The organism is Mesorhizobium sp. M0217 (assembly GCF_040321955.1).
Taxonomy (GTDB): domain Bacteria; phylum Pseudomonadota; class Alphaproteobacteria; order Rhizobiales; family Rhizobiaceae; genus Mesorhizobium.
In genome coordinates this window covers 609,152-634,341 of sequence record NZ_JAMYSN010000001.1, presented here as the reverse complement: position 1 = coordinate 634,341, position 25,190 = coordinate 609,152, and the positions used below count along the sequence as shown (strand labels likewise).

The 25,190-nt window shown below is 63.8% G+C and carries 28 protein-coding genes; 12 read left to right on the top strand and 16 right to left on the bottom strand.

The features are described from left to right. Positions 1 to 3: 3 nt before the first annotated feature. The 3 genes from NKJ18_RS03130 to NKJ18_RS03120 all read right to left on the bottom strand — a co-directional run bounded on the left by NKJ18_RS03130 (position 4) and on the right by NKJ18_RS03120 (position 2,433). Positions 4 to 567, bottom strand: a complete 564-nt coding sequence (locus tag NKJ18_RS03130; RefSeq protein WP_023695614.1) for a TIGR02281 family clan AA aspartic protease — start codon at positions 565 to 567, stop codon at positions 4 to 6. Between the two features lie 129 nt (positions 568 to 696). Beyond that, entirely contained in the window at positions 697 to 1,326 is a 630-nt protein-coding gene (gene upp, locus NKJ18_RS03125) for a uracil phosphoribosyltransferase (protein WP_023671129.1), read from the bottom strand. A gap of 135 nt (positions 1,327 to 1,461) precedes the next feature. Further along, a complete protein-coding gene (locus NKJ18_RS03120; protein WP_023695615.1) occupies positions 1,462 to 2,433 on the bottom strand; it encodes an adenosine deaminase in 972 nt (323 codons plus the stop codon). A gap of 134 nt (positions 2,434 to 2,567) precedes the next feature. Here NKJ18_RS03120 and ubiE point away from each other — a divergent pair, with 134 nt between their 5' ends. The 3 genes from ubiE to coaBC all read left to right on the top strand — a co-directional run bounded on the left by ubiE (position 2,568) and on the right by coaBC (position 6,484). Beyond that, positions 2,568 to 3,344: a bifunctional demethylmenaquinone methyltransferase/2-methoxy-6-polyprenyl-1,4-benzoquinol methylase UbiE gene (gene ubiE / locus NKJ18_RS03115; RefSeq protein ID WP_023695616.1), complete on the top strand. Its 777-nt coding sequence runs from the start codon at positions 2,568 to 2,570 to the stop codon at positions 3,342 to 3,344. Between the two features lie 31 nt (positions 3,345 to 3,375). Further along, on the top strand, positions 3,376 to 4,950 hold the full coding sequence (gene ubiB, locus NKJ18_RS03110) for a 2-polyprenylphenol 6-hydroxylase (protein WP_023671132.1): 1,575 nt from the start codon (positions 3,376 to 3,378) through the stop codon (positions 4,948 to 4,950). Positions 4,951 to 5,017: 67 nt separating this feature from the next. Next, positions 5,018 to 6,484 carry a bifunctional phosphopantothenoylcysteine decarboxylase/phosphopantothenate--cysteine ligase CoaBC gene (coaBC, locus tag NKJ18_RS03105; protein ID WP_023695617.1) on the top strand — a complete coding sequence of 489 codons (1,467 nt, stop codon included), beginning with the start codon at positions 5,018 to 5,020 and terminating at the stop codon, positions 6,482 to 6,484. A 120-nt stretch (positions 6,485 to 6,604) separates the two neighbouring features. Here the strand turns inward: coaBC and NKJ18_RS03100 are convergent, their stop codons facing one another. From NKJ18_RS03100 to NKJ18_RS03065, 8 genes are all read right to left on the bottom strand, one after another. Next, positions 6,605 to 8,041 (bottom strand): MFS transporter, encoded by a 1,437-nt coding sequence (locus tag NKJ18_RS03100; RefSeq protein ID WP_023686463.1) that lies wholly within the window; start codon positions 8,039 to 8,041, stop codon positions 6,605 to 6,607. A gap of 193 nt (positions 8,042 to 8,234) precedes the next feature. Further along, complete coding sequence (locus NKJ18_RS03095) at positions 8,235 to 8,714, bottom strand: DUF992 domain-containing protein (protein WP_023671135.1); 480 nt, start codon at positions 8,712 to 8,714, stop codon at positions 8,235 to 8,237. An 89-nt stretch (positions 8,715 to 8,803) separates the two neighbouring features. Next, entirely contained in the window at positions 8,804 to 9,277 is a 474-nt protein-coding gene (locus NKJ18_RS03090; protein ID WP_023671136.1) for a DUF992 domain-containing protein, read from the bottom strand. A gap of 259 nt (positions 9,278 to 9,536) precedes the next feature. Further along, on the bottom strand, positions 9,537 to 10,391 hold the full coding sequence (locus NKJ18_RS03085) for a tetratricopeptide repeat protein (RefSeq protein ID WP_352757789.1): 855 nt from the start codon (positions 10,389 to 10,391) through the stop codon (positions 9,537 to 9,539). A gap of 203 nt (positions 10,392 to 10,594) precedes the next feature. Further along, positions 10,595 to 10,873 (bottom strand): 30S ribosomal protein S21, encoded by a 279-nt coding sequence (gene rpsU, locus NKJ18_RS03080; protein ID WP_023671138.1) that lies wholly within the window; start codon positions 10,871 to 10,873, stop codon positions 10,595 to 10,597. A 176-nt stretch (positions 10,874 to 11,049) separates the two neighbouring features. After that, positions 11,050 to 11,436, bottom strand: coding sequence for an SET domain-containing protein (locus tag NKJ18_RS03075; protein ID WP_023671139.1), 387 nt, complete (start codon positions 11,434 to 11,436; stop codon positions 11,050 to 11,052). A gap of 105 nt (positions 11,437 to 11,541) precedes the next feature. Further along, the gene (locus tag NKJ18_RS03070) at positions 11,542 to 12,300 is read right to left on the bottom strand and encodes an SDR family oxidoreductase (RefSeq protein WP_023671140.1); all 759 of its coding nucleotides are present in this window, start codon (positions 12,298 to 12,300) and stop codon (positions 11,542 to 11,544) included. 133 nt (positions 12,301 to 12,433) lie between these two features. Continuing rightward, the gene (locus NKJ18_RS03065) at positions 12,434 to 12,802 is read right to left on the bottom strand and encodes a YrdB family protein (protein ID WP_023671141.1); all 369 of its coding nucleotides are present in this window, start codon (positions 12,800 to 12,802) and stop codon (positions 12,434 to 12,436) included. Between the two features lie 202 nt (positions 12,803 to 13,004). On the opposite strand from NKJ18_RS03065, the gene NKJ18_RS03060 reads away from it, so the two are divergent. The 6 genes from NKJ18_RS03060 to NKJ18_RS03035 are packed head-to-tail and all read left to right on the top strand — an operon-like array spanning position 13,005 to position 18,854. Continuing rightward, a complete protein-coding gene (locus tag NKJ18_RS03060) occupies positions 13,005 to 14,258 on the top strand; it encodes a sarcosine oxidase subunit beta (RefSeq protein WP_023686460.1) in 1,254 nt (417 codons plus the stop codon). Then, positions 14,258 to 14,680: a hypothetical protein gene (locus NKJ18_RS03055; protein ID WP_352757788.1), complete on the top strand. Its 423-nt coding sequence runs from the start codon at positions 14,258 to 14,260 to the stop codon at positions 14,678 to 14,680. Before NKJ18_RS03060 ends, NKJ18_RS03055 begins: the two co-directional genes overlap by 1 nt. Positions 14,681 to 14,692: 12 nt before the next feature. After that, complete coding sequence (locus NKJ18_RS03050; protein WP_023683197.1) at positions 14,693 to 15,004, top strand: sarcosine oxidase subunit delta; 312 nt, start codon at positions 14,693 to 14,695, stop codon at positions 15,002 to 15,004. Beyond that, the gene (locus tag NKJ18_RS03045; RefSeq protein ID WP_352757787.1) at positions 15,001 to 17,994 is read left to right on the top strand and encodes a sarcosine oxidase subunit alpha; all 2,994 of its coding nucleotides are present in this window, start codon (positions 15,001 to 15,003) and stop codon (positions 17,992 to 17,994) included. Before NKJ18_RS03050 ends, NKJ18_RS03045 begins: the two co-directional genes overlap by 4 nt. After that, entirely contained in the window at positions 17,987 to 18,571 is a 585-nt protein-coding gene (locus NKJ18_RS03040; RefSeq protein ID WP_023691852.1) for a sarcosine oxidase subunit gamma, read from the top strand. Before NKJ18_RS03045 ends, NKJ18_RS03040 begins: the two co-directional genes overlap by 8 nt. 52 nt (positions 18,572 to 18,623) lie before the next feature. Then, a complete protein-coding gene (locus tag NKJ18_RS03035; protein WP_023691851.1) occupies positions 18,624 to 18,854 on the top strand; it encodes a hypothetical protein in 231 nt (76 codons plus the stop codon). Between the two features lie 140 nt (positions 18,855 to 18,994). On the opposite strand, the gene NKJ18_RS03030 is transcribed toward NKJ18_RS03035, so the two are convergent. Together NKJ18_RS03030 and NKJ18_RS03025 are read right to left on the bottom strand one after the other, a co-directional pair. Continuing rightward, a complete protein-coding gene (locus tag NKJ18_RS03030) occupies positions 18,995 to 19,228 on the bottom strand; it encodes a DUF680 domain-containing protein (RefSeq protein WP_023671148.1) in 234 nt (77 codons plus the stop codon). Between the two features lie 186 nt (positions 19,229 to 19,414). After that, entirely contained in the window at positions 19,415 to 20,059 is a 645-nt protein-coding gene (locus NKJ18_RS03025; protein ID WP_023671149.1) for a TetR/AcrR family transcriptional regulator, read from the bottom strand. 247 nt (positions 20,060 to 20,306) lie between these two features. Here NKJ18_RS03025 and NKJ18_RS03020 point away from each other — a divergent pair, with 247 nt between their 5' ends. Next, positions 20,307 to 21,008: a hypothetical protein gene (locus NKJ18_RS03020; RefSeq protein WP_023691850.1), complete on the top strand. Its 702-nt coding sequence runs from the start codon at positions 20,307 to 20,309 to the stop codon at positions 21,006 to 21,008. Positions 21,009 to 21,258: 250 nt separating this feature from the next. Here NKJ18_RS03020 and NKJ18_RS03015 read toward each other — a convergent pair whose 3' ends face one another. The 3 genes from NKJ18_RS03015 to NKJ18_RS03005 are packed head-to-tail and all read right to left on the bottom strand — an operon-like array spanning position 21,259 to position 23,614. Then, positions 21,259 to 22,290, bottom strand: a complete 1,032-nt coding sequence (locus NKJ18_RS03015) for a phosphotransferase family protein (protein ID WP_023728438.1) — start codon at positions 22,288 to 22,290, stop codon at positions 21,259 to 21,261. Further along, positions 22,287 to 22,802: a MaoC family dehydratase gene (locus NKJ18_RS03010; RefSeq protein WP_280790513.1), complete on the bottom strand. Its 516-nt coding sequence runs from the start codon at positions 22,800 to 22,802 to the stop codon at positions 22,287 to 22,289. Before NKJ18_RS03010 ends, NKJ18_RS03015 begins: the two co-directional genes overlap by 4 nt. Further along, positions 22,799 to 23,614, bottom strand: a complete 816-nt coding sequence (locus NKJ18_RS03005; RefSeq protein ID WP_023686452.1) for an SDR family oxidoreductase — start codon at positions 23,612 to 23,614, stop codon at positions 22,799 to 22,801. Before NKJ18_RS03005 ends, NKJ18_RS03010 begins: the two co-directional genes overlap by 4 nt. A 127-nt stretch (positions 23,615 to 23,741) precedes the next feature. Here NKJ18_RS03005 and NKJ18_RS03000 point away from each other — a divergent pair, with 127 nt between their 5' ends. Together NKJ18_RS03000 and NKJ18_RS02995 are read left to right on the top strand one after the other, a co-directional pair. After that, on the top strand, positions 23,742 to 24,983 hold the full coding sequence (locus NKJ18_RS03000; RefSeq protein ID WP_023725212.1) for an acyl-CoA dehydrogenase family protein: 1,242 nt from the start codon (positions 23,742 to 23,744) through the stop codon (positions 24,981 to 24,983). Next, a complete protein-coding gene (locus tag NKJ18_RS02995) occupies positions 24,904 to 25,188 on the top strand; it encodes a zinc-binding dehydrogenase (RefSeq protein ID WP_196813644.1) in 285 nt (94 codons plus the stop codon). Before NKJ18_RS03000 ends, NKJ18_RS02995 begins: the two co-directional genes overlap by 80 nt. The last annotated feature ends 2 nt before the right edge of the window (positions 25,189 to 25,190 follow it).

Below are 25,190 nucleotides of genomic sequence, written 5' to 3'. Positions count from 1 at the left end.
GCGCTACTGCACCAGTAACAGTGTGCCGTTTTCGACCTGGTATTTTGCCAGCCGCTGCAAAAAGCTCATGCCAATGAGGTTGGTGCGCAGAGCCTTGTCGTCGAGCACTACCGCCTGGACGTTGTCGACGCTGATCTTGCCGATCTGCAGGCGATCGATGTTGACCACGGCGGCCCTGATCGCGCCATTGGCGGTGTTGACCTGCTGGTTGAAGTCCGACGGGTTGAGCGAGATGCCGATGCGGCGCGCCGTCGAGGTGTTGATGGCGACCAAAGTGGCGCCGGTGTCGATCATGCCGTCGACCTGGCGGCCGTTGAGCTTGAAGGCGGAGGTGAAATGGCCGCGCTCGTCAGCCGCCACCAATACTTTGCGCCCAGTGGGCAGCGGTGCGGCCGGCTTGCCGGGAACCGAGGCCATGTTCAGTTCGGGCTGAGGCTGCGCGGACGGCTTGCCGGCGACGGTCGACTTCAACAGGTTGTCGAGAATCTGCGGATTCGACTGATAGACGATCGGGATCGATGCCGACGTTCCGGCGAACACGCCCAGAATGACAAGCTTGCGCAGCATGAATGGACCTTTGTGAAGGCCCATTCTTGCCCACGTATGGTGTGTGCCGCTTTAACGCCAACCCGAAACCGCGGCTTTGCGTAAACGGGCGGTAAACGACTGGATGTCAGCTGGCCTTGCCAGCCGCCGTCATTTGGTTCCGTACATGCGGTCGCCGGCATCGCCGAGGCCGGGCATGATGTAGCCCTTCTCGTTGAGCTGGCGGTCGATGGAAGCGGTAAAGACCGGGACATCCGGATGCGCCTTGGTGAAGCGCTCGATGCCTTCTGGCGCCGCCAGCAGGCAAAGGAAACGGATGTTGGTGGCTCCGCGCTCCTTCAGCTTGTCGATGGCCGCGATGGCCGAGTTCGCGGTCGCCAGCATCGGATCGACGACGATCACCAGCCGGTCGGCGAGATCGCTCGGCGCCTTGAAGAAATATTCCACCGCCTCCAGCGTTTCGTGATCGCGGTAGAGGCCGACATGCGCGACGCGGGCCGCCGGGACCAGGTCGAGCAGGCCTTCGAGCAGGCCATTGCCGGCGCGCAGCACCGAGGCGAAGACCAGCTTCTTGCCCTCCAGCGTCGGCGCTTCCATGGTTTCCATCGGCGTTTCGATGGTCGTCGTCGTCAGTTCGAGGTTGCGGGTGACCTCGTAGCCGAGCAGGAGCGAGATCTCGCGCAGCAGCCGCCGGAAACCAGCGGTCGACGTCTCCTTCTTGCGCATGATGGTGAGCTTGTGCTGGACAAGCGGGTGGTCGACGACGGTGACGCCCTGCATGGGTTGCTCCAGTGAATGGTGAATAGTGAATAGTGAATAGTGAGCAGGTTTGCGAGTCCCGATGGATCGATCATTGCCGTTGACAGGCCGAAGCGCCGGCAAACCAATCACCAATCACCAATCACCAATCACCAGTCACCTCTTCGCATCGAGCCGGGCAAGCAGCGCGCTTTTCGTCTTCCTGTCGACGAAAGCCGCCTCGATCGCGGTTCGGGTGATGGCGGCCAGCGCCTTTTCGTTCATGGCGAAATGCTCGGCGGCGATGTCGTATTCGCGCTTCAGCGAAGTCCAGAAATAGGGCGGGTCGTCAGAATTCAGCGTCACCTTGCAGCCGGCTGCCTGCAGCGCAGGGAAAGGGTGATCGGCGAAACTGTCGTAGACCTTGAGCGCGATGTTGGAGCCGGGGCAGCATTCCAGCACGATGCCCTCATCGGCGATGCGCCGCACCAGATCGGGGTTTTCGATGGCGCGCACGCCATGGCCGATGCGCGACGGGCGGATATGGTCGAGTGCGGCCTGCACCGTCTCCCATCCGGTCAGCTCGCCGGCATGGATGGTGATGCCGAGGCCGGCTTCGCGGGCGATCTCGAAGGCCCTGACATAATCCTCCATCTCGCCCATGCGCTCGTCGCCGGCGACGCCGAAGCCGGTGACCAGCGGATTTCCGCAGCGCGCCGCAAAGCGCGCCGCCTGCTCGATCGACTCGACGCCGACATGGCGTACGCCGGTGACGATCATGCGGCCCTCGATGCCGGTCTTGGCTTTGGCGCGCAGCATGCCTTCGCCGAGCGCATCGGTATAGGCCTTGGGCGACAGGCCGGCCCTGACGGCATGGTCGGGCGAGGTGAAGACCTCGGAATAGATGGCGCCGTCGCGGGCAAGGCTGGTCAGATAATGGTCGGCGAGGCGGGCATAATCCTCCTCGGTGCGGAACAGGTCGGCGGAAAAATCATAAGCCGCCAGGAACGAGGTGAAATCATGCCAGACGAAGGAGCCGTTCTGGATATAAAGCGAGGTGTCCTTGCCGTATTTCTGCGCCTGACGGATGACGAGTTCGGGCGCCGCTGCCCCCTCGATGTGGCAGTGCAGTTCTGCTTTCAAAGGCATGCAGTTATCCCGTCTCATCAGTCCAGGCCGTAAAGCCCACCACCTGGAAGCGCGGCCGAACACCGCGCCTTAAACAATAGCGCCCGCACCATCGATCGGCTATGGTCCCGCCGGTTTTATGACGGATCAAAATAATGTCAGTTGAGAGAACCACGGCCGCGGGCGGCATGGAAACCTCCTATGGTTTCAAGAAGGTAGGGCCAGGCGACAAGCAGCCTCTGGTCAATGAGGTTTTCCACAAGGTGGCGAACCGCTACGACCTGATGAACGACCTGATGTCGGCCGGGCTGCACCGGCTGTGGAAGGATGCCATGGTGACATGGCTCAATCCGGCGAAACGTCCGGGCTGGAAAGTGCTCGACGTGGCCGGCGGCACCGGCGACATCGCCTTCCGCATTGTAGACGCCAGCCATGGCAACACGCATGCCACGGTGCTCGACATCAACGGCTCGATGCTTAGCGTCGGCCGTGACCGTGCGGAGAAAAAGGGCCTGTCCGGCAACACCGATTTCGTCGAGGCCAATGCCGAGGAACTGCCTTTCACCGATAGCACCTTTGACGCCTACACCATCGCATTCGGCATCCGAAACGTGCCGCGCATCGATGTCGCGCTGACGGAAGCCTTTCGCGTGCTGAAGCCCGGCGGACGGTTCCTGTGCCTGGAGTTTTCCGAGGTCGAGATGCCGCTGCTGGACAAGGTCTACGAAGCCTGGTCGTTCAACGCCATTCCGCAGATCGGCAAGATGGTGACGGGCGAGGGCGAACCCTATTCCTACCTGGTCGAATCGATCCGCAAATTTCCCAATCAGCAGAACTTTGCTGCCATGATCACCCGCGCGGGCTTCGAGCGCGTGTCGTTCCGCAACTATTCCGGCGGCATTGCCGCCCTGCATTCGGGCTGGAAGCTTTGAGGCACCACAGTTTGCAGCAGCAGGGTAGGCGATGAGCAGCGTCGGCGCCGCCTTTCGGCTCGCACGGGCCGGCTGGGTGCTGGTTCGCGAAGGCGTGATCGCAGCATTGCCGGGCGACGAACTCGGCGGCCTGCCGAAATTCGGCTGGCGCATGGCCCGGCTCTTCACCCGCCGCCGCGCACTCGCTTATGAGCGCAGCGACCGGCTGGCCAAGGCGGTGGTCCGGCTCGGACCCTCCTACGTCAAGCTCGGCCAGTTCCTGGCGACGCGGCCCGATGTCGTCGGCAACGACATGGCGCTCGACCTCGCCATGCTGCAGGACAAGATGCACACTTTTTCGCAGGCGGAAGCGGTGGCGGCGATCGAGGGCTCGCTCGGGCGCAAGATCGGCGAACTCTATACGCAGTTCGGCGGGCCGGTCGCGGCGGCCTCCATCGCCCAGGTCCATCCCGCGCAGGCCATGCATGACGGTGTCGATACCAAGGTGGCGGTGAAGGTGATCCGGCCTGGCGTGCGCCGCCGCTTCTTTCAGGATCTCGAAAGCTATTTCCTCGCCGCCCGGCTGCAGGAGAAATACATCCCGTCGTCGCGCCGGCTGCGGCCCGTCGAGGTGACCGAGACGCTGGCGCAGACCACCAAGATCGAGATGGATCTGAGGCTCGAGGCGGCAGCGCTTTCGGAACTTGGTGAAAACACCAAGGATGACCCGGGCTTTCGCGTGCCGTCGGTCGACTGGGAGCGCACCGGGCGCGATGTGCTGACCATGGAATGGGTCGACGGCGTCAAGATGAACGACATCGCCGGCCTCGCTGCGGCGGGCCACGATCTGAAGGCGATCGCCACCAACCTGATCCAGTCGTTCCTGCGTCACACGCTGCGCGACGGCTTCTTCCATGCCGACATGCATCCAGGCAATCTGTTCGTCGAGGCCAATGGCAATATTGTCGCCGTCGATCTCGGCATTGCCGGACGGCTCGGCAAGAAGGAGCGCCGGTTCCTCGCCGAAATCCTCTACGGCTTCATCACGCGCGACTATCTGCGCGTCGCCGAGGTGCATTTCGAGGCCGGCTACGTGCCGCGCCAGCACAATGTCGCGGCTTTCGCGCAGGCCATTCGCGCCATCGGCGAGCCGATCCATGGCCAGCCGGCTGAAACCATCTCGATGGCGAAGCTTCTCACGCTGCTGTTCGAGGTCACCGAACTGTTCGATATGGCCACGCGGTCGGAACTGATCCTGTTGCAGAAGACCATGGTGGTGGTCGAAGGCGTCGCACGCACGCTCGACCCGGCCTTCAACATGTGGAAGACGGCCGAGCCGGTGGTCGGCCAGTGGATCGCCGGCAATCTCGGGCCGAGCGGCCTGCTGATGGACGCGCGCGACGGCGCCAAGGCGCTGCTGGCGCTGGCCCGCCAGGCGCCCGATCTTGCCGCCCGCACCGAGCGGCTGTCGCGCGAGATCGATTTTATGGCGGAGCACGGCCTCCGCTTCGACGAGGCGACATCGCGCGCCATCGGCAAGGCCGAAGCCCGTTACACCCGCTCGGGCCGGCTGGCGCTGTGGGTGATCGCGCTGACGCTGGTTTACATCGCGTGGAAGCTGCTCTGATCGCTTGCAACGCTAGCAACGGTGGTGCTAGCGTTGCAGTCGCGCTATTGATGTCGCGGAGCAAGTCATGGGCACCATTACTGTCCGCAATCTAGCTGACGACGTGAAGCAGAAATTGCGTGAGCGCGCTGCGGCGCGCGGGGTGTCGATGGAGGAAGAGGCGCGTGATGCGCTTGCCAAGAGCGTGCTGTCGGCGGAAGCCGGCATGCCCGCGAGCGAAACCCTCTATGCAACAATCCGCCGCTTGGTTGAGCCTCATGGAGGTTTTGACATCGATCTGCCCCAGCGAGGTCAATCCACAAAAACGCACAAAACCCTCGACGGCAAGCGCATCCTGCTGATCATCGGCGGCGGCATCGCCGCCTACAAGGCGCTCGACCTGATCCGCCGGCTGCGCGAGCGCGGTGCTGGCGTGCGCGTGGTGATGACATCGGCCGCGCAGGAATTCGTCACCACGCTTTCGGTCGGCGCGCTTTCGGCCGACCATGTCTTCACCGAACTGTTCGACCGCAATGACGAGCACGATGTCGGCCATATCCGCCTGTCGCGCGAGGCCGACCTCTTGGTGGTGGCGCCGGCCACCGCCGACCTGATGGCCAAGCTCGCCAACGGCCATGCCAACGATCTGGCCTCGACGGTGCTGCTCGCCACCGACAAGAAGGTGCTGATGGCGCCGGCGATGAACCCGAAAATGTGGTCGCATGCCGCGACGAGCCGCAACCGGGCGACGCTCGCCAAGGATGGCATCGCCTTCGTCGGCCCGGCCAAGGGCGAGATGGCGGAAAGCAACGAGGCGGGCGAGGGCCGCATGGCCGAGCCGCTGGAGATCGTGGCAGTGATCGAGGCACTGCTCGACAGCAGGCCGAAGCCGCTGGCCGGCCGCAGGATCATCGTCACCTCGGGGCCGACGCATGAGCCGATCGACCCGGTGCGCTACATCGCCAACCGCTCTTCGGGCAAGCAGGGCCATGCGATTGCGGCAGCGCTGGCAAGACTGGGCGCGGATGTACGCCTGATCTCCGGTCCGGTCAGCATTGCCGATCCGGCCGGCGTTGTGACGACACATGTCGAGACCGCGGCCGAGATGAAGGCGGCCGTCGAACAGTTGTTGCCGGCGGACGCCGCGGTCTTCGTAGCTGCCGTCGCCGACTGGCGCACCGCTGGCACGGCCGGCGAGAAGATCAAGAAGGTGGCGGGCCAGGGCCCACCGGCGCTGCAAATGGTCGAAAACCCCGACATTCTCGCCAGTGTCGGTCATCACGGGCAACGGCCGGGGCTGGTTGTCGGCTTCGCCGCCGAGACGCAGGACCTGATTGCGAATGCCGAGGCCAAGCTGAAGAAGAAGGGCGCCGATTTCATTGTCGCCAACGATGTCTCGCATGAAAGCGGCGTCGGCCCCACCGGCGTCATGGGCGGCGACCGCAATAAGGTGCGCATCGTCTCGAAGGACGGTGTCGAGGAATGGCCTGAGATGGGCAAGGGCGAGGTGGCGGCGCGGCTCGCCGCGCTCATCGCCGAGCGTTTGCAAGCCTGAGCGGCCGCCGGTTCCGCAATCGGGCAGGCCATGGTCTTGCAAGCAGCCTTGTGGCCGAGGGCATTTGACGCCGACAGCGCCGGCGGAATGCTGTCGCCAAATTCTCGATCGGCCGTGCCCTCAGCCTGGCGCCAGTTGCGGCCGGCGTGCCGCCAAAGCCATCTTCAACGCCGCCAGGCAACCGACAATGCCGAGTGGCACGAAGGCCAGGTACAGCCAGCCGGCGACGTGCGCTGCTGCCTCGCGGTTCAGTCCGTCCGAAAAGCCGCTGGCATTGGCGATGATGCCGGCCATGGCGGCGCCCACGGCGTAGCCGATGCGCTGCATGGTCGGCACGGCGGCCGAGGCGATCGTCTGCTCGCCGTCGCGGGCCGAGGCGACGATGATGCGGGTCAGGAAGGGCCATGACACGCCGAAGCCACCGCCTTGCAACAAAGCGCAGAGCAGGATCAGCGGGATCGAGCCGGCGGGGATGGCATAGGCGAAACCCGCGAGGCCGGCTGCAATCATCAGCGCGCCGATGACGAGGATCTGCCGTTCGCGCTGCAGCGGCGCATTGGCGACGGCGATCGACAGGATCGACCAGGCGATCGATTCGGCGGCGATGATGTAGCCTGTGGTCAGGATCGGGATGCCGTGCAGCGTGGTAAGCAGAAGCGGCCCGTAGATGGAAAAAGAGACTGTCGCCACCGAGAAGGCGGCAACCATGGTCATGCCGCTGCCGACCGGCGAGCGCCATGAGAACAGGCCCGACGGGAACAGTCGCGATTGCGGCTTCATGGCGTCGACGAAAACGAACAGCGCCAGGCCGGCGAGGCCGAGGGCCAGCAGCAGCGACGAGCGCAGCAAGGCGACGTCGACGCCTGCGGTGGCGATCAGCACGACGGCGATGGCGAGGCAGCCAAGTGCTGCATAGGGGAAGGGCGGCGATGTGCCGGCGGCGGCCTGCGGCTTCGCCGCTTCCGGCGTGTTCAGGACGATGAAGCTTGCCGATGCCATGGCAATGCCACCCAGCACGAAGACGCCGAAGGCCCAGCGCCAGGACAGGAGCTCGACCATGATCGCGCCGAGCATCGGGCCGCTGAATGCGGCGACGCCCCAGATCGCCGACATTATGCCGAACAGCTGTGGCCAGATGCTGCGGTTAAACAGCCGCTCGACCGAGACGAAGGCCAGCGACACCAGCGCACCGCCGCCGAGACCCTCGACCAGACGGCCGCCAAGAAACACCGGCATGGACGGCGCGGTGGCGCAGATCAGTGCGCCCACGGCATAGAGCAGGGCGGCGACCGTGACGTTGGAGCGTAGAGCGACATAGCTGACCAGCCGCCCGGCCGCTGCGCCGGCGACAATGGCGCCGAGCTCGTAGACGGCCAGCGACCAGCCGACGAACTGCACACCGGCGAGGTCCCCGACCATGGCCGGCATGACCGTCGCCACCATCGTCTCGTTGGTGGCGTGCAGCAGGATGCCGAGGCTGATGAAGCAGAAGCGCGCGAGGTCGCCGCTTGCCCACAATGCCCGCCAGTCGACCTTGTTGCTGGTGATTCCAGTCATTCTTTTACCCTGCCTTTGCATATCTCGATGCCGGCGCATGGCGCCAGAAGCCAGTCAGGCTTTCCGGCGGGGCCATGCGCGCTGTTTCAGTCAGGCGAGTTGTAAAACCTCAAGCGCAGTTGAGCTCAAGTGGCTTTTTATCGAAGTGCAAACGGTCGAGATTGGCCGGAAGCCTCTCCGCTTGATGCGCCGGTCAGTTCTCAATGCTGCGCAGCTGAAACTGGCTGACGCCGATCGCAATGTTGATACCGGTCTGCGTCTGCAGGCTGAGCGGCTGCAGGGTGAAGGCCTGCGAGGAGCCGCCGACCAGGAGATTGGCGCCGGCGCCGACCGCCGCGGTCACTTCGGCGCTGGCGCCGATATAGTCGCCGGCCAACGCGCCGGGCGCATAGATGTTCCTCAGCGGCGTCAGCACCAGCCATTGCATGACGGTCTGCTTGGTGGTGCCGATGTCGAGCCCGTATTTGTTGACGGCGCCGAAATAGGCTTCCGGCGAAAAGCTCTTGTCGGCCGGCGTGAAGGTGCAGCTCAGATCCTTGCTGGAGCCGAAGATGAAGCCGGTGCCGCCGCCGATGGCGCAATCGAGCACACCGAGTTCGATACCCTGGCCTTGCGCTTGGGCCTGGGCGGTACAGATGATGGTGATAGCGGCGGCGATGGCTGGTTTCAGCACGGCGGATCCCCCAAAAAGCATGCGGCGCGAAACAGTAACCTGTTCCGCGCCGCGCGTAGAGGGATCAGTCGATCCTTATTTGCCCATGCTTATTTGAACGAGTGGATCAGCTCCAGGGAGGTCACGGCGACCGCTACATTGACGCCGGTCTGCGCCTGGACGCTGAGCGGCTCCAGCACAAAGGCGCCGTCCAGCCCGCCGACCAGCAGATTGGCGCCGCCGCCGGTCACCACGCTCGCCTCGGCGTTGACGCCGTAATAATGGCCGGCAAGGTCGCCCTCGTCATGGCCGCGGGTGGCGGCCAGAACCGCCCACACCAGCTGGCCCTGATGCGTCTGGCCGAGATCGACGCCGAGCTTGGAGATCATCCCCGTGTATTTCTCGGACGGCCCATGGTGATAAGGGCGGAACGTGCAGTCGACGCCCTTGTTCGACGTGATGACGTAACCGACGCCGCCGTCGATGGTGCAATCGAGCGTGCCGAGCTGAAGCTTGCCGGCGCTGGCGGGAACGGCAAGCAGCGTCGTGGCAAGTGCCGCGGCACAGATGATTTTCTTGATCATGGGTCAGTCCTTTCGAAAATGCCTTCAACAACGGTTGAATGGCCCGGAGCGTTCCGCTGAAAACTTGGCGCGATCAAGGCAGGGGTTAACGCTTTGCCCCTGGTGGTTAAGATTGGGTGATAGTGGGGTTTTCTGGATACGCAATCTCAAGGGGAAGCGCTCTGCGCTTTCCCTTGGGAGAAACCGCTCACGCGGCGCACTGCATCAGGAATAGAACGTTGTTATAAAAGGCCGCCGATGGCGGCGCGGCCGGGGGAGATCAGCCCGCGGGGGCGCCCGCGGTGCGCGACAGGCCGTCCTTGGCCGGCTGGTAGGTCGGGTCGAGATGGACGGCTTCGCGGTAGGCCTTCGAGGCCTTGACCTTGTCGCCGCGGCGCTCGTAGATCAGCGCCTGGTTGGACCAGGCTTCGGCGTTCTTGCCGTCGAGCTTGATGGCCATGTTGAAGTCGGAGAAGGCGTTGTCCTCGTCATTCATGGCGAGATAGGAGAGGCCGCGGCCGTTATAGGGTTCGGCCGCGTCCGGCGCCAGGGAGATGGCGGTCGAGAAATCCTCGATGGCAAACTTGTGCTGGCCCTGGCTTTGATAGATCAGGCCGCGATTGTGATAGGCGCGGGCATCCGTGGTGTCGAGCTGGATCGCCTTCTGGAAATCGTTGAAGGCCTGCTGGGTCTGGCCGGCCTTGCGATAGAGGTTGCCGCGGCCGATATAGGCGGCGTCATAATTTGCATTGATCTGGATCGAGCGGTTGTAGTCGGCAAGGGCGGCCGCCTGGTTGCCGAGGAAGCGCTGGATCAGTGCCCGGTTCGAATAGGCCTGGTAGAAATTCGGGTTGAGCTGGATGGCGGTGTCGAAATCCTTCAGCGCCGCCTGGTACTGGCCGCCACGGCCATAGGCCGAGCCGCGCACATTGTAGCCTTCCGGATCCTGCGGATTGCGCTGGATCACCGCCGACAGCGAGGAGATGTTCTCGCTTGAGCCTTGCGCCTTGTCGATGTTGTTGAATTCGCCGGTCGGAACGCTCTGGCAACCGGCAAGCACCAGGCCGGACATCAGGGCTGCCGCCAGGGCCAAACCGCGCATTGTGGTTTTGCGCTCTACGCCGATTGCGTTCATGTCTGCCCTGTCCTCACTTCAGCCGCGCCGTCCAGGTCCCCCTCCGGGCCGGGTCACAGATTGTCGTAACAAAATCTAGAACGCCGTTTGCGCGTTCAAGGGAACGGCCTCCAACAGAATGGCGGCGCTCCAAACAAAAAGGTGGCGGCGATTCCGCATCGCGCCACCTCAGAGTATCCTTCGAAAAGGACGAAAAATTGGCGTCAGAACCGCGGCGGACGCGGAGCACCACCAGGACCACCGGCGGCGCCGGCAGCAACCGGGCGCGGCGTCATCGGCAGCAGGCCTTCGCGCTGGGCGCGCTTGCGGGCCAGCTTGCGGGCGCGGCGAACGGCTTCGGCCTTTTCACGGGCGCGCTTCTCGGAAGGCTTCTCGTAATGGCCGCGCATCTTCATTTCGCGGAAAATGCCTTCGCGCTGCATCTTCTTTTTGAGAGCGCGAAGCGCCTGATCAACGTTATTGTCGCGGACGAGTACCTGCACGGGCAATCCTGTCTTTCGGGTTTGATATCAACAGGCAAGTGACCATAGCCACATGCCTCCGCGGCGCTTTACACCACGAATTGTGGCGGCTGATAGCAGAATCAGGCCGCGCTGTCCACACTGGAAATGAAGGACAACCGCCAATTTGCCACGGCAGCCCCGAGATAGGGCGCCAACTAGGCGCTGGCCAGATGGAGCCGTGCGAAATCCTCGAAGAATTCGCCGTAATCGCAGGTAATTTCCTCGCCGGCTGATATATCTCGAGTGGCGGTGGCGCCGCCATATTGCGAAAAATCCGTGTTCGGCCGCTCGGCGTGGTTCATGAAGCGGCCATTATCGACTTCATAGACCATGAAGCCGGGACGGTCGGGGCTCGGATAGGCATAGCGGTCGAGCAATTCCTTGAGGTGCGGCGGCGCCGCCTCGTATTTGTCCATCGGGATCAGCCGGTCGAAATCCGGATCGAGCCGCCAGATCGAGGCGCCCTTCCTGATCGGCTCGGCGGCGAACACGCCGACGCCTTCGATTGCGCTCTGGGCGACATAGGTCCTGATCAGCAGCATGTCCGTCCTCCTCACCCGAAACCGAATCGCCAAATCGCGAGGAAAAAGCAAGTCCGGTTTCGGGTTCTATGGCTGATCGGCGCGGGCGATGACCCGCGAAATGCTTCACGTCCGGGTGATCGAGACGCCGCCATCGGCAAACAGCGCCGATCCTGTGGTGAAGCTCGACGCATCCGATGCCAGGAAGAGCGCAGCGCGGGCGATCTCTTCAGGCACAGCGACACGTTTCAAGGCATGCAGGTTTTCCACGAAAGCGCGTGATTCCGGCGTCTTGAATGTTGCCGACGGGGTGTCGGTGCCACCCGGCATCAGCGCGTTGACCCGCACGCCCCTGGGGCCGTATTCGGCGGCCAGCACCTGCGTCAGGCCGATCAGTCCGGCCTTGCTGGCGGCATAGCTGGTCATGCCCGGCATGCCGACTGTGTGACCGACGAAGGTCGAGGTGAAGATCAGCGATCCGCCGCCGCGTTCGACCATCGCCGGCACCTGGTATTTCGCGCCGAGAAAGGCGCTGGTCAGATTGGCGTCGAGCGTCTCGCGCCATCCGTCCAGCGACAGTTCCGAAATCGGACCCATCGTTCCGACGGAGCCGACATTGTTGAAGGCGATATCGAGCCCGCCGAATTTTTCGACGGCGAGATCGACGAGGGCTTTTGCATAGGCTTCGTCGCGGACATCGCCGGCAAGCGCGACTGCCGTGCCGTCGGCGTCCTCGATTTCGACGACCAGCGCATCGAGTTCGGCCTGGCGGCGGGCGGCGATGACGACCCTGGCGCCTTCTTCGGCGAAGAGTTTTGCGGTGGCGCGGCCGATGCCGGAACTGGCGCCGGTGACGATCGCTATTTTATTGGTGAGTGCGAACATTTTTTGCATCCTTTCATCGCGCCGGCTGTGCCGGCACCCGGGATGTTGATCGCAGTTCGGGACGGTGCTAGCCACCCGATACGTGCTCGACTTGCTGAATGGCTTCGCAGCGGCACAAGCGCCGCGCGCCGGACTATTGCTTCAGCAGCCAGCCGAGGCGATCGAGCGAAAATGCGTAGCTGATGGCGATGAGCAGCGTGATGACAACGCCCGTGGTTGTGTGACCGGCGGCATAGAATCCGGCTGCACCGCCAAACAGGATGGCCAGTTCAAGCACCAGCCTGACTGCGCCTGGTACAGGAACCGGCGCGCGTCCGGACCGGCTCGGATCGCCGCGCACCGCGAAGGTTCCCCACAGCGCAGCTGCAATGAACGGCAAGGCCAAGGCGAAGAGCCAGCGCCACCATCCGCCGGAGAGGCTCCAGCCGGCAAAGCCGAGGCCAAGCAAGGCGGCAAGTTCCAGCAGGAAACGCAAGGTTAGATTCCACCAGGCGTTGCCCATATCCGTCCTCCAGAGTCTCGCGATCGCCAGTGTGTCCGAACGCAGCCATGCCTGCCAGCCCGGGCAGGTCTTTTCCACCGCGGCGCAAAACGGCAAGCGCCGTCGCAAACAGCGCAAGGGTGGAAGCGCCGTTTCGCTAGTGATACACCTCGCGCGCCGGGGCTGCGTAAAATACCCCATCGCCATTTGCGAGGCTGGAACGTTGAAAAAATATTCGGTATTCGCCATCGCCCGCGAGGCCATGCGCGGCCACAAGGGCTGGGAGGAACAATGGTCCTCGCCGGAGCCGAAGAAGGAATATGACGTCATCATCGTCGGCGCCGGCGGTCATGGCCTGGCCACCGCCTACTATCTCGCCACCGTGCACGGCATCACCAATGTCGCGGTGCTGGAAAAGGGCTGGCTAGGCGGCGGCAACACCGGGCGCAACACCACCATCATCCGCTCCAACTACCTTTACGACGAGAGCGCCGGCATTTACGACCATGCGCTGAAGCTGTGGGATGGGCTCTCCCAGGAACTCAACTACAACGTCATGTATTCGGCGCGCGGCGTCATGATGCTGGCGCACAATGTGCACGACATCCAGGTGCTGAAGCGCCATGTCCATGCCAACCGTCTCAACGGCATCGACAATGAATGGCTGACGCCTGAGCAGGCGAAGGAATTCTGCCCGCCGCTCAACATTTCCAGGCAGGCGCGCTATCCCGTCGTCGGCGCCGCCTTGCAGCGGCGAGGCGGCACGGCGCGTCACGATGCGGTGGCCTGGGGCTATGCGCGCGGCGCTTCGGCGCGCGGCGTGCACATCATCCAGAATTGCGAGGTCACCGGCGTCAAGCGGGCGGCCAATGGCGCGGTCATGGGCGTCGACACGACGCGCGGCTTCATCGGCGCCAAGAAGGTCGGCGTGGTGGCTGCAGGCCACTCCTCGGTGATCATGAACATGGCGGGCGTGCGCATGCCGCTGGAAAGCTATCCGCTGCAGGCGCTGGTGTCGGAGCCGGTCAAGCCGGTGGTGCCTTGCGTGGTGATGTCGAACACGGTGCACGCCTACATCTCGCAGTCCGACAAGGGCGAGCTGGTGATCGGCGCCGGCACCGACCAGTATGTCTCCTATTCGCAGACCGGCGGCCTGCACATTTTGCAGCATACGCTGGACGCCATCTGCGAGATGTTCCCGATCTTCACCCGCATGAAGATGCTGCGCTCGTGGGGCGGCATCGTCGACGTGACGCCCGACCGTTCGCCGATCCTGGCCAAGACGCCGGTATCAGGCCTCTATGTCAATTGCGGCTGGGGCACGGGCGGCTTCAAGGCAACGCCCGGCTCAGGCCATGTCTTTGCCCACACGATTGCCAAGGACGATCCGCATCCGATCAACGCGCCCTTCACCATCGAGCGCTTCCGCACCGGGCGCCTCATCGACGAGGCAGCAGCGGCGGCGGTGGCGCACTGATGATGGTGGAACCGGCTGTAGCGGTGCCGCTGGTGCTGGCGGGGGAGCAGGACCTGTTCCATTTTCCGTCACCGGACGAGGTGCGGACGCAGCCGATCAGCCGCGCCGGCAACGAAGCCAATTGGCCGTTTTCGATCGACGCCGGCATTCTGGCATGCGTGTGGAGCGGTGGCCAGAAGGTGGTCATCTTCATGGAGAACAGGCCCTCCGATCTCGGCGAGGACGACACATTCGATGCGCGCAGCGTCATCGTAACGACCGATCCGTTTCAGCTCACGATCGGCAACATGGCGTATCGCGAGCTGTTTCGCCCCGCCGCAAGTGTAGAGGAGCGCATTCGGCTCGTCGCGCCTTTTGCGGCGATGGGCCAGAGGCTTTGCAACCAACCGGCCGGCGCGCATGTCGGCCACGGCGAATTGTAGGAACGAACGATAATGCTTCTCATCCGCTGCCCCTATTGCGAGGAAGAGCGCCCGGAGCTCGAGTTCCGTAACGCCGGCGAGGCGCATATTGCGCGTTCGGCCAACATGGCGGGCGAGAGCGACGACGACTTCGAAAAGTTCTTCTTCATCCGCTCGAACCCCAAGGGCATCATCTATGAGCGCTGGCGCCACATCCATGGCTGCGCGCGTTTCTTCAACGCGGTGCGCGACACCGTCACCGACAAGTTCGTCATGACTTACAAAGCCGGCGAGCCGAAACCGTCCAAGCTGCCCAAAAACTCCAACGAAATGGCTTCCAAATGAGCGGCGCGTTCCGCATTCCGAGCGCCGGCCGTCTCAGCCAGGCCAAGACCGCGCGGTTCTCTTTCGACGGCCAGTCTTACACCGGCATCGAAGGCGACACGCTGGCCTCGGCGCTGCTTGCCAATGGCGTGCATCTGGTGGGACGTTCGTTCAAGTATCACCGTCCGCGCGGCTTCCTGTCGGCCGGAGCGGAAGAGCCAAATGCGCTGGTCGAGGTCAAGCGCGACGCGGCACGCAAGGCGCCCAACATCCGCGCCACGGTGCAGGAGCTCTATGACGGGCTCGTCGCCAACTCGCAAAACCGCTGGCCGTCGCTCGCCTTCGACGTCGGCGCGGTCAACGATCTGGCATCGCCGCTGTTTTCGGCCGGTTTCTACTACAAGACCTTCATGTGGCCGAAGGCGGCCTGGAAGAGTCTCTACGAGCCGAAGATCCGCGCCGCGGCGGGTCTCGGCGTTTCGCCCGACAAGCCAGATCCCGACCATTATTCCTCGCGCTATGCGCATTGCGACGTGCTGGTGCTGGGCGGCGGTGCGGCCGGCATCGCGGCAGCGCTTGCCGCTGCCGAAACCGGCGCGCGTGTCATCCTCGTCGACGAGCAGGCCGGCTTCGGCGGCAGCCTGCGTTTCGAGAGCGGCGCCAGGATAGACGGCCATGACGGCTTTGGCTGGGCGCAAGCAGCGGTAGCCAAGCTTGCCGCCATGGACAATGTCCGTGTGCTCTCGCGCACGACGGCGTTCGGCTATTACGCGCAGAATTTCGTCGGCCTGGTCGAGCGGGTCAGCGACCATCTGCAAAACCCCGGCCACGATTTGCCGCGCGAGCGCCTATGGCAGGTACGCGCCAAGCGCGTGGTGCTGGCGACCGGCGCCATCGAACGCCATATGGTGTTTGCCGACAATGACCGGCCCGGCATCATGCTGGCCTCGGCGGCGCGGACTTATCTCAACCAGTACGGTGTCGCGGTCGGCAAAAATGTCGGCGTCTACACCGCCAATGACTCGGCCTACTCCGCCGCGATCGACCTGAAGAAGGCCGGCGTCAACGTGGCGGCGATCGTTGACCTGCGCGACCATCCGACCGGACCTGTGATCGACGAGGCGAGGGCGCTCGGGATCGAGGTCAATTTCGGCCGCGCGGTGATCCGCGCCGGCGGCAAGTTGCGCGTGACCTCGATGACGGTGCAGCCGAAGAATGGGGGCGGCGAGCGCACCATTCCGGTCGACGCCATCCTGATGTCGGCCGGCTGGACGCCGTCGGTGCATTTGTTCTCACAGTCGCGCGGCAAGGTCGCCTTCAATGACGAGACCAAGCGCTTCGTGCCGGGCATCTATGCGCAGGACTGCGTTTCGGTCGGCGCCTGCAACGGTACGGATGGGCTCTCGGCGTCGATCGACGAAGCCTATGCGGCCGGCGCCAAGGCGGCGAAGGATGCGGGCGGCAAAGTGGCCAAGGGCGTTAAGCCGAAGGTCGACGCGTCGGAAAGCTGGTCGCGCGGCATGCTGGGCGCGGCGCCCGGCGCCGGGCCGGACAAGACGGTCAAGGCCTTCGTCGATTTCCAGAACGACGTCACCGCCAAGGACATCCGCCAGGCGGTGCATGAAGGCATGCGCTCGATCGAGCACGTCAAGCGCTTCACCACCAACGGCATGGCGACCGACCAGGGCAAGACCTCCAACATGCACGGCCTGGCGATTGCCGCCGAGACGCTGGGCAAGCCGATCCCCGAGGTCGGGCTGACCACGTTCCGCGCACCCTATACGCCTGTCACTTTCGGCGCGATCGTCAGCCATTCGCGCGGTCCGCTGTTCGACCCGACACGCAAGACCGCGATCCATCCCTGGGCGGAAGCTCAAGGCGCGGTGTTCGAGGATGTCGGCCAGTGGAAGCGCGCCTGGTATTTCCCCAAACCCGGCGAGGACATGCACAAGGCGGTCGACCGCGAATGCGTCGCTGTGCGCAGCAATGCCGGCCTGTTCGATGCCTCGACGCTGGGCAAGATCGAAGTGGTCGGACCGGATGCGGCCAGGTTCATGGAACTGCTCTATACCAATCCATGGGAGAAGCTTGAGCCCGGCCGCTGCCGCTATGGCATCATGCTGCGCGAGGACGGCTTCATCTATGATGACGGCGTCGTCGGCCGACTGGCGCCGGATCGTTTCCATGTGACGACGACAACCGGTGGCGCGCCGCGTGTCATGAACCACATGGAGGACTATCTCCAGACCGAGTTCCCGCATCTGAATGTCTGGCTGACGTCAATCACCGAACAATGGGCGGTCATCGCCGTGCAGGGGCCGAAGTCGCGAGACACCATTGCACCGCTGGTCGAAGGCATCGACATGTCGGACGAGGCGCTGCCGCATATGTCGGTGCGCGAAGGCAAGATCTGCGGCGTGCCGACCAGGCTGTTTCGCATGTCGTTCACCGGCGAGCGCGGTTTTGAAGTCAACGTGCCGGCCGATCACGGCCAGGCCGTCTGGGAAGCGCTGTGGGCCGAAGGCCAAAAGCATGGCGCCGCCGCTTACGGCACCGAGGCGATGCACGTGCTGCGCGCCGAAAAGGGCTACATCATCGTCGGCCAGGACACGGACGGCACGGTGACGCCGAACGATGCCGGGCTCGACTGGGCGGTCGGCAAGAAGAAGACCGACTTCGTCGGCATCCGCGGCCTGACGCGGCCCGATCTGGTCGCCAAGGGCCGCAAGCAGCTGGTCGGCTTGAAGACCAAGGACCCGAAAGTGGTGCTTGAGGAAGGCGCGCAGATCGTCGCCGACCCGAAGCAGGCGATCCCGATGAAGATGATCGGTCACGTCACATCCAGCTACTGGTCGGAAAATTGCGGTCGCTCGATCGCGCTGGCGCTGGTTGCCGGCGGGCGCGACCGGATGGGCGACACGCTCTATGTGCCGATGCCGAACGGGATGATCGAAGTGGAGGTTACCGGCATGGTGTTCTTCGACGAGACGGGAGGGCGCCTCAATGGCTAAGGCTGCTGCAAAGAAGACGGCCCCAGCTGCAGCGCCGTCGGTCGAGCGCCGCCCGGCCCTGGCTGAACGCGTCGTTTCCGCAACGGATGTCAAGGTCGAGGTGCTGCCGCCGGCGGAGCGCATGTCGCTGCGCGCGCCGGAGGCTTCCGTCGCGGCGCTGTCGAAGGCGCTCGGCCTGACCTTGCCGAAGCAGCCGAAAACTTCGGCGTCGAAGACAGGGCGCACGGCGCTGTGGCTTGGCCCTGACGAGTGGCTGGTCATCGACGAGGCTGGCAAGGATCCGCTGGCCGATCGTGCTGGGGTTGCCGCATTGCATTCGGCGGTCGGCATCTCGCACCGCAACGTCGCCTTCGCCGTCACCGGCCCGGCGGCTGCCGCCGCGATCAATGCAGGCTGCCCGCAGGATTTGTCGCTCGAGGCTTTTCCGGTGGGCGCGGCGTCGCGCACCATTCTCGGCAAGTGCGAAATCCTGCTGTTGCGCACGGCAGCCGACGCTTTCCGGGTCGAGTGCTGGCGTTCCTTCTCGGACTATGTCTTTACTTTCCTGTCGGAAGCAGCCAGCGACGCGGCGGCGTAGGAACGTTTGACGGGTCAAGCCGTTCTGCTTCCCCCATCAGGGAGAACATACGATGCCGTCGAAAGCGCCGCCGAAGTCAGCTGGCAAGACGTCCGCCGTGCGCTCACTCGAACATGAGCAGCATCACGAGGTGACTGCCGAAGAAGAGGAACTCGAGGAAGGCCTCGAGGACACGTTTCCGGCCAGCGATCCGGTGTCGATCACCTCGACCGCCATCCCAGGCGCGCCGGCAAGACCCGGCAAGGCCAAGACGGTGCCGGGTCGCAAACCGCGCAAGAAATAACCCGTTCGGCTACGCCAGGTTTGAACTCAGGAAAAGCCGGCTTGCGCTGAGGAAATGGGGGCGCTGAGGAAAAAACGGGCGGCCGGGATTATCCTGCCGCCCTTAAATTAATCGTTGTGCTGTGGTCGAGCCCGATCAACTTAGAACGTGCTCGGCACGATCCATGGGTTGATCTCGATGCCGAGACGCGGGCTCTTGGCCTTGACGTCGGACTTTTCGACCGAGCCGGTCACGGCGCAATCGAGCTTGGCATTGGTCGTGGTGTCGACGCAGGTGGCGGCGGGGGCCTGCTTGGTCGAGTGTGTGTTGTTGGCGGCGAAAGCCGAGCCGGAGAGAGCCAGCACGGTGGCGAGAGCGAGAAGGGTCTTGTTCATGTCTGTCTCCATCGGTTAAATTCTTTTCGTACATGTACGATACAACGTACACATACGCCCACCGAAATGGGTTTTCAAGTCGAAAAGCGTACGCGTACGACAAATTTTTTTGAATGCCGAAAATTGCGGCGCACTGACACAGCCGAAGCTGTCAGGCCGGACGTTGAATTGGAGGGGCGGGGATGCTCAGCAGTCGACCGGGGTCTCGGTCAGCGGCGGCACATTCTGAGTGCTGAGCGTGGCGAGTGTGAAATCGCACATCCGCGTCACGAAAGCCTGCGGATCCCCGAAGGGGTAGAACGGGAACGTGATCAAAAGCGAGATGGTGCCGTGGCCGACTGCCCAAAGCATGGTGGCGATGGCGCGCGGATCGCCCTGCAGCTTGCCTGCAGCAACGCAGGCCTCGACCCTGGATATCAGCGCTTTCATCGCCGGGTTGGCCTCTTCCATGTCCTCATAGCTTCTGCCTTCCGGCAGCTTGGTCTTTTCGGTCATGAACACGGTGCGGTATTCGTTGGGGTTGCCGAGCCCGAAGGCGGCATATTCGGTCATCACCGCACGCAAGGCCTCGATCGGATCGTCGGAAGGATGCTCCTCGATGCGGCGGGCAAGTGTTTCGAAGGCATCCTCGGCCAGCGCAAACAGGATGTCTTGCTTGTCGGCGAAGTAGGAATAGACCGACATCGGAGCATAGCCGACCCGCTTGGCCAACTTGCGGATGGTCAGGCCTTCATAGCCCTCTTCCTTGACGAGCTTGTGGGCTGCGTCGAGCAGTTCGGAACGCAGTTCGGCCTTTTGTTTCTCGCGGCGTTTCTGAACGCTCAGTGGCAAGATCCGGTGCCTTTGGTTGGTTGTGCATGACTGAATATATACGCTGTACGGAAACGGGCAAGGGCGCTGTCAGGGACATCAAAAAGCGACCTCAAGCTTTCTCTCGAATAGTCGTGCCCGTCTGGTCCATTTCGCCGGCATCTATGTCACAGCATGTGTAACCTGGGCGCACGCAGGCAACATCGGACTGTTACAAACAAAGCCTATCTGGCGGCTCTGCAAGAAATTTCGGTTTTCGGGGGCCTCTATGGCTGCGATAGAGCTTTCGTCCGGGCTGCCGGGCGCACATCCACTTTCTCATGGCGCAAGGCTGGCGCTCAGGCGAGTCGTGATAGTCGCATGGCTGGCGATCGCAATCGGCTTCGCCATGGAAGCGCTTATTCTGACTGCCGGATTTGCGGCAGGTTCGCACCCGGCCCCGACCCAGGTTCTGATAGACTTGGCGCAAGGCGTGACCTGGTCATTCTTCGTCTGCGCCGGCGTCAGCCTCGGCACGGCGATCACCAAGGTGCGAGCCTCGCTTGGCGGCCTTATCGCCATGATCTCGGGGCCGCTGGCCATGGGCATCGCCAAAGGTACGCAAAAGGTGATGGTGAGCGCGCTTGATGTATCGGCAAAGCCCGTGATCCTGTCGCTCACCACGCTCGGTATGTTGCGGGCGATCGAGTATGGCTTGCTGGGCTGGATGCTGGCTTCGCTGGCATCCAAGGAAAAACCTCGCTCGCTGCATTTCATGCTGGCGGGTGCCTTGGCCGGCGCGGTGTTCGGCGGCGGGATCACGGCGCTGACGATCGAGACCGCCGCAGCCAAGGACATTGCGCTGGCATTGCCGCAGGCTGTCGCCACCGGCCTCATTGAGATCGTGTTTCCGATCGGATGCTCGCTGGTCGTCTACATCGCCCTGCAAGTCAGCCGGCACATGAAGTTCATTTCCAGCGATGCGCGCTAGAGCCGGATGATTTCAGGTCGAATTGACCTGAATCTGAATCCGGCTCTAAATCAAATAGATAGAGCATGATGTCGTCCGAAAACCGCTTCACACTTTTCGGCATCATGCTCTGTCTACAGACGGTGATCGGTTTGCGTCCTGTTTCCAGGCCGGTTGCCACCGCCTCCGTGTGGGCTTGCTCCCCGGTCGGGGAACGGAACTGATCCGATCTGTCATCAAATCGCGCCGACCACACTATCTCATTGTCTACTCAGGTTCGGTCGATCAGCTTGGCGGCAAGGTGCGACAGCAGCTTCACCGCTTCGCCATAGGTCCTGGCCTTTTCGGGATTGGAGGCGTTGCCGTCGAGCGCCCGTTTGTAGACGCCCTGACAGATGGCCGCCAAGCGGAAGAAGGAGAAGGCGAGGAAGAAGCTCCAATTGTCGATGCCGCCCAGCCCGCGCCGCCGGCAATAGGCGGCGACGTACGCGTCCTCGGAAGGAAGGCCGAGGGCGGCGCGGTCGACGCCGCCAAGACCGCGAAAGCCCGAGGCGTGCGGCAGGCGCCATTGCATGCATTGATAGGCGATGTCGGCGAAGGGATCGCCGAGTGTCGACAGTTCCCAGTCGAGCACGGCCAGCACTTTCGGCTCATTGTGCGCGAAGATCATGTTGTCCAGCCGGTAGTCGCCATGCACGAGAGATTTTCGGCCGTCATCGGCCGGAATATGCGTCTCCAGCCACGCGATCAGCAGGTCCATGTCGGCGACCGTGCCGGTCTCCGAGGCGCGGTACTGGCTGGTCCAGCGTGCCAGCTGGCGTTCGAAGTAATTGCCGGGTTTGCCGAAATCGCCGAGCCCGACCGCCTCGACATCGACGTCGTGCAGGGCGGCCAGGGTGGCGTTCATGGCATCGTAGAGGGCGGCGCGCTCATCGTTGCCAGCGGCCTCCGGCACTGCCGGATCCCAGAAGATGCGGCCGTCGAGAAAATCCATGACGTAGAACATGCGGCCGATCGGCGTCGCCTCCGCCGACAGATGCAGCATCGCCGGCACCGGCACGGCGGTGCCGGCCAGCGCCTTCATGACCGTGAATTCGCGGTCGACCTGATGCGCCGATTTCAGCAACTGGCCCGGCGGCTTGGCGCGCAGGACATAGCGGCCGCTGGCCGCGGTCAGCAGATAGGTCGGGTTCGACTGGCCGGATTTGAATTTTTCGATTGCGGAAAGCCGTGCAAAACCAGGGATGTGCGCCTCGAGGTAAGGGGCTAGCGCTGTCTGGTCGAGCGTATTGGCGTCGCTCATGCGGTCTCCGGCTCACGCTCGATCAGCGTCAGCGTCAGCCAGCGCGCGGTCAGCGCCGGCTTCTTCGAGCCTTCGATCTCGATGGTCACGTCATGCGCCGTCTGCACCCAGCCCGACGGCCTGACCTTGACGTCGGCCAGCACGAAGCGGGTGCGGATGCGCGCGCCGGTCTTCACCGGCGCCAGGAAGCGCAGCGAATCGAAACCGTGGTTGACGCCCATCTTGCCCTTTTCCAGCGGCGGCATGGTCTCGAAGGTCATCGCCGAGAGCAGCGACAACGACAGGAAGCCATGCGCGATGGTGCCGCCGAACGGCGTCTCGTTTTTGGCCCGCTCGGGGTCGCAATGGATGAACTGGTGGTCGTCGGTGGCGTCGGCGAACTGGTCGATCATGGTCTGTGTGACCTCGCGCCATGGCGAGACGCCGACTTCCTTGCCGACGCTGGCCAGAAGCACATCGAGACTGATCGGTTCCACTGCGGTGTCCTCCCCTTGCCGCCGACCGCGGCTCATTCCTTGAACAGTGTCAGCCCATGCTGCACCGACTGCCCGCCGTCGATCGGCAGGATGGCGCCGGTGACATAGGAGCCGGCGCGGCTGCACAAATAGAGCGTTGCGCCGCCGATGTCATCCGCCACGCCGATACGTCCGATCGGCACATGGCTGCCGACATGTCTGGCCTTTTCTTCGGTGCCGGTGGCAAAGGCGGTCATCCGGCTCTGGAAGGGGCCGGGCGCGAAGGCGTTGACGGTGATGCGCCGCGCCGCGAGCTCGATCGCCAGCGTGCGCGTCAGGTGGTGAACGGCGCCTTTGGACGCGGTATAGGAATAGGCGTCGTCGGCCAGCGGCTGCGTGCCCATCACCGAGCCCAGATTGATGACGCGGGCCGGATCGGCATCGCTCGCGGCGGCTTCCAGCAGCGGCAGCAATTCGCGCGTCAGATGGAAGACGGCGGTGACGTTGACGGCGAACACCTTGGCCCAGCCGCTATAGGGAAAATCCTCCAGGGAGGCACCCCAGGATATGCCGGCATTGTTGACCAGAATGTGCAGCTTCTCGGTGCGCGCCTTGACCTCGCTGACCAGCGCGGCAATGCCGGCTTCGCTCGAGACGTCACCGGCGAAACCTTCGGCACTGCCGGAGCCGCCGAGCCCGTTCAACTCAGCGGCGACCTTGATGCAATCCTCGCCCTTGCGTGAAGCGATCATCACGGTGGCGCCGGCTTGGACCAAAGCGGTCGCCACCATGCGGCCGATGCCGGTCGCGGCTCCCGTCACCAGCGCTGTCTTGCCGGCGACTGAGAACAGTTCTTCCAGATAGCTCATCGGAATTCCTCCGCGCTTTTCTGCTCACGGTCCGGGGCGAAAGGGGCTCGCGTTGACAAGGCTACCCGAAGTACGGTCATCCTTGCCACGGGTAAAGTGCCCAGATGCGTGAAAGGGTTGGAGACCGATGGCGGACATGAATCTCGGCATGACCGAGCGGCTGAAGCCGATCCACGCCCGTGTCGCCGCCATGGTGCGCGATGAGATCATGCCGCTCGATCATGATTTTTTGAGTGAGGTCGGCAAGGGCGGCGACCGCTGGGTCTACACCGCGCGGCAGACCGAGATCCTCGAGGGATTGAAGAAGACGGCCAAGGAGCGCGGCCTGTGGAATTTCTGGCTGACCGGGTCCGAGCGCGGCTATGGTCTCTCGACGGTCGAATACGCCTACCTCGCCGAGGAGATGGGCAAGGCGCATCTCGGCGCCGAGACCTTCAACTGCTCGGCGCCCGACACCGGCAATATGGAGGTGCTGGAGCGCTACGGCTCGGACGACCACAAGCAGGCATGGCTTGAGCCGCTGCTCGAGGGCAAGATCCGCTCGGCCTATCTGATGACCGAGCCGGACGTCGCTTCCTCCGACGCCACCAACATCGCCATGCGCTGCGAACGGCGAGGCGACGACTATGCACTCAACGGTGAGAAATGGTGGGCGTCGGGGGCCGGGGACCCGCGCTGCGCCATCTACATTGTCATGGTCCGCACCGGCGGCGAAGCCGAGCCGCAGCACCGCCGCCATTCGATGATCCTGGTGCCGTCCGACACCAAGGGCGTGATCAAGCTTCGACCGATGCAGGTCTATGGCGATGACGACGCGCCGCACGGCCACATGCACCTCCGCTTCGACAATGTCAGGGTGCCGGCCGGAAACCTGATCCTCGGCGAGGGCAGGGGGTTCGAGATCGCGCAGGGGCGGCTCGGCCCCGGCCGCATTCACCATTGCATGCGCGCCATCGGCCAAGCCGAAATGGCGCTGGAGCTGCTGTGCCAGCGCTCGGTGCGCCGCGAGGCCTTCGGCCAGCCATTGGCCAAGCTCGGCGCCAATTTCGATATCATCGCCGAGTGCCGCATGGAGATCGAGATGGCGCGGCTGCTCTGCCTCAAGGCGGCGTGGATGATCGACCAGGGCGATGCGCGCGCAGCCGCGCCCTGGATCAGCCAGATCAAGGTCATCGCACCGCGCGTCGCGCTCAAGGTCACCGACGAGGCCGTGCAGATGTTCGGGGCGCAAGGCATCAGCCAGGACACGCCGCTGGCACGCTCATGGACGCATCTGCGAACCCTGCGCCTTGCCGACGGGCCGGACGCGGTGCACCGCCGGCAGGTGGCGCGTACGGAACTCAGGAAATACACGCAGGAAAAGGTCTGAGCGGATGAAGGCCATTATCGCCCGCGATTTCGCGCCGCTCGACCAGCTCGTCCATGCCGACAATCTGAAGGCGCTGGTCGGCTGGCATCTCGCCGGCAAGGTTCGGCCGGCCATCGAAGGCACTTATCCGCTGGCCGATGCCGCCGCCGTGGTGACGCGCGTGCTTGGCCGTGGCGCATCCGGCAAGCTCATCCTCAAACTGTAAGG

Bases quoted from the DNA above. Each gene is read 5' to 3' on its own strand.
- NKJ18_RS03010 (WP_280790513.1), bottom strand. From the start codon at position 22,802: ATGAGCCGCGGTCGGCGGCAAGGGGAGGACACCGCAGTGGAACCGATC.
- NKJ18_RS03100 (WP_023686463.1), bottom strand. From the start codon at position 8,041: ATGACTGGAATCACCAGCAACAAGGTCGACTGGCGGGCATTGTGGGCA.
- NKJ18_RS03005 (WP_023686452.1), bottom strand. From the start codon at position 23,614: ATGAGCTATCTGGAAGAACTGTTCTCAGTCGCCGGCAAGACAGCGCTG.
- NKJ18_RS03090 (WP_023671136.1), bottom strand. From the start codon at position 9,277: ATGATCAAGAAAATCATCTGTGCCGCGGCACTTGCCACGACGCTGCTT.
- NKJ18_RS03040 (WP_023691852.1), top strand. From the start codon at position 17,987: ATGGCTAAGGCTGCTGCAAAGAAGACGGCCCCAGCTGCAGCGCCGTCG.
- NKJ18_RS03020 (WP_023691850.1), top strand. From the start codon at position 20,307: ATGGCTGCGATAGAGCTTTCGTCCGGGCTGCCGGGCGCACATCCACTT.
- upp (WP_023671129.1), bottom strand. From the start codon at position 1,326: ATGCAGGGCGTCACCGTCGTCGACCACCCGCTTGTCCAGCACAAGCTC.
- NKJ18_RS03065 (WP_023671141.1), bottom strand. From the start codon at position 12,802: ATGGGCAACGCCTGGTGGAATCTAACCTTGCGTTTCCTGCTGGAACTT.
- NKJ18_RS03035 (WP_023691851.1), top strand. From the start codon at position 18,624: ATGCCGTCGAAAGCGCCGCCGAAGTCAGCTGGCAAGACGTCCGCCGTG.
- NKJ18_RS03015 (WP_023728438.1), bottom strand. From the start codon at position 22,290: ATGAGCGACGCCAATACGCTCGACCAGACAGCGCTAGCCCCTTACCTC.
- NKJ18_RS03075 (WP_023671139.1), bottom strand. From the start codon at position 11,436: ATGCTGCTGATCAGGACCTATGTCGCCCAGAGCGCAATCGAAGGCGTC.
- NKJ18_RS03050 (WP_023683197.1), top strand. From the start codon at position 14,693: ATGCTTCTCATCCGCTGCCCCTATTGCGAGGAAGAGCGCCCGGAGCTC.
- NKJ18_RS03070 (WP_023671140.1), bottom strand. From the start codon at position 12,300: ATGTTCGCACTCACCAATAAAATAGCGATCGTCACCGGCGCCAGTTCC.
- NKJ18_RS03045 (WP_352757787.1), top strand. From the start codon at position 15,001: ATGAGCGGCGCGTTCCGCATTCCGAGCGCCGGCCGTCTCAGCCAGGCC.
- NKJ18_RS03085 (WP_352757789.1), bottom strand. From the start codon at position 10,391: ATGAACGCAATCGGCGTAGAGCGCAAAACCACAATGCGCGGTTTGGCC.
- NKJ18_RS03030 (WP_023671148.1), bottom strand. From the start codon at position 19,228: ATGAACAAGACCCTTCTCGCTCTCGCCACCGTGCTGGCTCTCTCCGGC.
- ubiB (WP_023671132.1), top strand. From the start codon at position 3,376: ATGAGCAGCGTCGGCGCCGCCTTTCGGCTCGCACGGGCCGGCTGGGTG.
- NKJ18_RS03055 (WP_352757788.1), top strand. From the start codon at position 14,258: ATGATGGTGGAACCGGCTGTAGCGGTGCCGCTGGTGCTGGCGGGGGAG.
- NKJ18_RS03000 (WP_023725212.1), top strand. From the start codon at position 23,742: ATGGCGGACATGAATCTCGGCATGACCGAGCGGCTGAAGCCGATCCAC.
- ubiE (WP_023695616.1), top strand. From the start codon at position 2,568: ATGTCAGTTGAGAGAACCACGGCCGCGGGCGGCATGGAAACCTCCTAT.
- NKJ18_RS03120 (WP_023695615.1), bottom strand. From the start codon at position 2,433: ATGCCTTTGAAAGCAGAACTGCACTGCCACATCGAGGGGGCAGCGGCG.
- NKJ18_RS03130 (WP_023695614.1), bottom strand. From the start codon at position 567: ATGCTGCGCAAGCTTGTCATTCTGGGCGTGTTCGCCGGAACGTCGGCA.
- coaBC (WP_023695617.1), top strand. From the start codon at position 5,018: ATGGGCACCATTACTGTCCGCAATCTAGCTGACGACGTGAAGCAGAAA.